The sequence below is a fragment of the uncultured Legionella sp. genome, from assembly GCF_937871865.1.
GTDB lineage: Bacteria > Pseudomonadota > Gammaproteobacteria > Legionellales > Legionellaceae > Legionella.
The window spans coordinates 1-4890 of sequence record NZ_CALMPD010000142.1 but is presented as its reverse complement, the minus strand read 5'-3'; the positions used below and the strand labels follow the sequence as shown (position 1 = coordinate 4890).

The following is a 4890-nucleotide window of genomic DNA, read 5'->3' as shown; positions in this document are numbered from 1 at the left end:
CCAAATGAATAGCAATAATCAGTTAGTAACTCCACGCCCTCACTACATTCCCGTGCCGCATTGGGATAAAAAGCATGACTGGCCAACAATCGCTGGATTACGCAATCTGATCTTCAATCGCAAAACTAACGGATAGGATAACTTCAATGTGATAAAAAAAGTTGGCAAACGCGTTTTGATTGATGAAGCCGCTTTTTTTGAATGGGTTGCAAATCAAGGAAAGGAGGCGTAATCATGAAGAAAAAGAATAGCCCAGATAACCTGGGCAATCCTCCTAAAAACTCTCGAGGCTATAGTAATTCAAAAGCCAATCAACGCGCAAGAATACTCAAAGCTTTTGAGGTAAATCCCAAATTATCGACGTTTGCATTTCGTAAAATGGGAATAGTCAGTCCTGCACCACGAATAGGAGAATTAAGGGCACAACATTACGAGATAGATACACAATGGACAAATGAGCCAGATGAAAATGGAGTTATTCATCGCATAGGACTGTATGTCTATCATGGCAAAAAATTTGATCGGGAGGGCAATTAATATGTCACGTATAAGGACTATTAAACCCGAGTTCTGGGCAAGTGAGCAGGTTATTTCCTGCTCACCACTATCAAGGCTTCTTTTTATTGGTCTATGGAATTTTTGTGACGATAACGGTGTTCATCAAGCGTCATATATTCGCATTAAAGCTGAGGTATTTCCTGCGGACAATCTCGATATAAAGGAAATCAAAAGTTGCATAAATGAGCTTATTAATAATGGACTAATACGTGAATATATGGTCGATGATAAAGCTTATTGGATTGTAACTGGATGGAAAAAACATCAAAGAATTGACAAGCCTACCTGTCGGCACCCACTACCTCAATCTGCTCTAAAGAAAATCGAGGATAATTCGACGACTATTCGAGGAGGACTAATAGAACGGTCATTTACAGATCGCAAACCAGTGGATGAGTCCTCGAGCACGGAATGGAAAGGAATGGAGTCTAAGGGAATGGAAAAACAAATACGTAAAGTTGAAACTTTACCTGCATGTGTTTCTGAACCAAATCTATTAGCCAGCACCAAGGAATTATTTAAATACTGGCAGACGGTAATGAATCATCCTCGTGCTGTATTTGATGCAAAGCGTCAGCGTAAAGTGGAACAAGCATTCAAATTGGGTTACAGCCTTGAAGATCTAAAAAAAGCGATTGATGGCTGCTCCATAACACCATACAACATGGGGAAGAATGATAGTGGTCAGGTATATGACGACATTAGTTTAATTTTTCGTGATGCAGAGCATATCGAACGGTTTATGAATAATGCCAATAGCAACGATACGGAACATGGGACTAATAGTATGGACGATTTAATGGCGGGAGTGATTTAACATGATGATGGCAAAAGAAATATCACGCCAACTGGCTCTACGTGCCGAAGGTGTCAGCCGTTATTTATTGCCCAATGGCAAAAAACAAGGTCATGAGTGGTCTGTTGGCAGCATCTCTGGAGGTTGTGGTTCATCGCTTAAGGTACATTTGAGCGGAGATAAGGCTGGGGTGTGGGCTGATTTTGCGACAAATGAAGGTGGAGATTTGTTAACGCTTTGGGCTGCAACACGCAATTTAACAATCTCTGAGGCTATGAAAGAGGCTAGCAGCTATCTTGGGATAGCCAGACCTGAATTTGAAGCTCATCGGCCGTCTAAGTTCGCTAAGCCGCAACAGAAAATCATGCCCTTAGCTGAGAGTTCTGCGCCTATCAATTATTTGATGAATGAACGTCAATTAGAACTCCCAACACTCCAACGTTTTAAAATTGGTGTTCAAGGTGATGAAATTGCCTTTCCTTACTGGCGTGAAGGTGAAGTGATTTTCGTAAAGTACCTGAAACTTGAACGCAATAATGGTAAAAAACAAATGCGTGTTGAAGCCAATTGTGAGCCCTGCCTTTTTGGTTGGCAAACCATCCCAGAGTTTGCAAGTTCTGTGACCATTTGCGAAGGTGAAATTGATGCCATGACATTATGGCAATATGGATTTCCAGCATTATCCGTTCCATTCGGTGGTGGTAAAGGAGACAAGCAACGCTGGATTGAATATGAGTATGATCGTTTGAACCAATTCGATGAGATCTTTGTATGTATGGATAATGATGATGCTGGCAATGAAGCCGCGTTAGAAATTATAGATCGTCTTGGCGCACATCGTTGTCGGTTAGTAAAGTTGCCGCTTAAAGATGCTAATGAATGCCTAAAAGGAGGAATTTCTCAGCAAGATATGGAGTATTTTTTTAGAGAAGCAGTCTCGCTTGATCCAGAGGAATTAAAGCCAGCTAATACATTTACTCAACAAGTAATAGAAGAATTTTATCCACCCGAAGGTAAACCTATTGGCTATGCGCCTCCATGGGAAAAGGCCAAGGACAAACTCATGTTCAGGCCTGATGAGATTTCTGTTTGGACAGGTATTAATGGGCATGGCAAAAGCCAATTTTTAGGGCAAATCATTCTTAGTTCTATGAAGCAAGGAGCAAAGGTCTGTATTGCAAGCCTTGAGATTAAGCCCAAGCGTTTGCTTATGCGCTTAACACGGCAAGCTAGTGCATTAGAGCGACCTTCGCCTGAATATATTGAAGCTATTCATGAGTGGTATGGTGATAAACTGTGGCTATTTGACTTGGTGGGAACGGCGAAATCACAACGCTTGATCGAAGTATTTCGTTATGCAAGACAACGTTATGGGGTGGATGTCTTTGTCATTGATTCATTCATGAAATTGGATATCGCGGAGGACGATTACAAAGCACAGAAAGTATTTATGGAGCAGCTTTGTGACTTTAAAAACCAATATAATTGTCATGTGCACATTGTGATCCCCCCCAGAAAAGGTGCTAATGAATCAACACCGCCAGGAAAATTAGACAATAAAGGCACAGGGGCTTTGAGTGACTTGGCAGATAATTGTTTTACTGTGTGGCGCAATAAAGAAAAAGAATCTTTAAAGCAAAAACAAAAAATGGGGGTATCATTAAGTCCTAAAGAATTAAAACAATTAGAGGGCTCTGATTGCTGGTGGTGCTGCGATAAGCAACGTAATGGGGATTGGGAAGGTAAATTTGGCTTTTGGTTTCATCCAGAGACTTTGCAATATCTTCCTGGCACTAATTGCAAACCCATACGTTATGTTGATTATTCAAGAATAACTTGATCTGAACAGGAGAAGAACAAGATGACATTTCAAATAGGGAAGTCTGGTAATCCAGCAGGAAGACCTAAAGGGATCATAGATAAAAGAGTAAAATTAAGAGGCATATTGGAAGATCATGCTGAAGAAATTATTGCTAAATTAGTTCAACTTGCAAAATTAGGAGACTCTAACGCACTTCGCTTATGTGTTGAGCGCCTGTTGCCTAAAAGCAGACTGGAAAATTGTGTTTCTTTTGATCTTCCCCAAGGTAGACTTGATGATTATGACAATATGTTACGAATTGCAGAGGACGTAACATGGGCAGTGGTTTCTGGACAATTGACCATTGAAGAAGCACAAAAATTTTCAGGCTTCTTAATTGCTCAACGAAACAGAATTAGCACAGCTGAAGAGAATAAACAGGAGGCTATAAGGAGACGAGAAAGACAGGCTGCTTGGGAAAAAGAGCATGCTGGTTAAGTCATAATTTCATGAGACACTACTGTCCTTGGGAGAAAACAGAGCTTAATATTTCCTTAATGTTTTTTGTTTATAATTTATGCAAAATTAATTGTAAATAGGATCAACCTTATGGCTAAAATTTATAATGCCCCAAAACCTAAATTTAGTGGTTGGGAATGGTTTAAGTTTATTGCAATTCGAACTATTTTCCCCCCCATTTTATTATGGGATTTAATAAAACTTGGAGCGAATAAACTACTTGGTGAATGGGTTGGCAGTTTGGTTCTACCGGCTCAAAATGACAATTTTGATTATTTAGCAGTTCGTGATGACACTGCTAGGCGCTACAACGAAGACGAACTGGTTTGTGAAAAGCATGAAATAATTACTCATGATGATGTCCATTTAGATACCTTTGAAGTCAAACATAAATCACAAGAACAAATTGATCCTCAATATCAAAAATATATTATCAATTTAGTTGGCAATGGCATGTGCTATGAACACATCATTGACGACATAAAGGAAGATGCGAAGGTCCTTAAGGCTAATGTTGTTGGCTTTAATCTTCGTGGTGTAGGTCAAAGCACCGGCAAAGCTAAATCAAAAGAGGATTTAGTTACAGATGGTATTGCCCAAGTGCAGCGATTATTAGACCAGGGTGTGTCTCCCCAAAATATCACCCTAAAAGGCCATTCTCTGGGTGCAGGTATAGCCACGTTAGTGGCGCAACATTTCCATCAATTAGGGCAGCCCATTAACCTATTTAATAGCCGCTCTTTCTCTAATATTACAAATTTTTTAGTAGGGCATATACGTTTAGAACGCGATGAGTCTGGTGCTCCAATAGGTCATAAAGATAGTATTGGAGGAATAATACTGGGATGGTTGGCTTACCCATTCGTTAAATTCGGCGTTGCTTTAGCTAAATGGGAAATTAATGCTGGTAGTGCTTTTAAAAGCATTCCTAATGCATATAGAGATTACATTGTAGTTAGATCAAGAAAAGAAGTAAGAGGTAATCGTATCGACGATGCTGTAATTCCACATTATGCATCTATCCATGAAGAACTTACTTCAGAACGACAAAAGAAAAAAGCAGAGATTGATGAAGAAATAGAAAAGATCGATAGTATAATTCAGAAATCTGATCCTCTTACTAAACCAGGCCTAACTAAAGCGAGAGAATCTTTAGTTGAAGCTAGGGAAAAAATTAAAAGTGATAGGAAAATGGAGACTGATCGCCAATATGAGA

The 4890-nt window shown here is 39.6% G+C and carries 5 protein-coding genes; all 5 read left to right on the top strand.

Annotated elements, in window-relative coordinates; genetic code table 11:
* Positions 1–234 precede the first annotated feature (234 nt).
* Positions 235–537 (top strand): helix-turn-helix domain-containing protein, encoded by a 303-nt coding sequence (locus Q0495_RS07410; RefSeq protein ID WP_298624557.1) that lies wholly within the window; start codon positions 235–237, stop codon positions 535–537.
* Position 538: 1 nt separating this feature from the next.
* Positions 539–1375 (top strand): hypothetical protein, encoded by an 837-nt coding sequence (locus Q0495_RS07405; protein ID WP_298624556.1) that lies wholly within the window; start codon positions 539–541, stop codon positions 1373–1375.
* Position 1376: 1 nt separating this feature from the next.
* Positions 1377–3194, top strand: coding sequence for a toprim domain-containing protein (locus tag Q0495_RS07400; protein WP_298624554.1), 1818 nt, complete (start codon positions 1377–1379; stop codon positions 3192–3194).
* 21 nt (positions 3195–3215) lie between these two features.
* Entirely contained in the window at positions 3216–3653 is a 438-nt protein-coding gene (locus tag Q0495_RS07395) for a DUF5681 domain-containing protein (RefSeq protein WP_298624552.1), read from the top strand.
* Between the two features lie 111 nt (positions 3654–3764).
* Positions 3765–4890: alpha/beta fold hydrolase (locus Q0495_RS07390; RefSeq protein ID WP_298624550.1), on the top strand; the 1126-nt coding region annotated here is incomplete at its 3' end.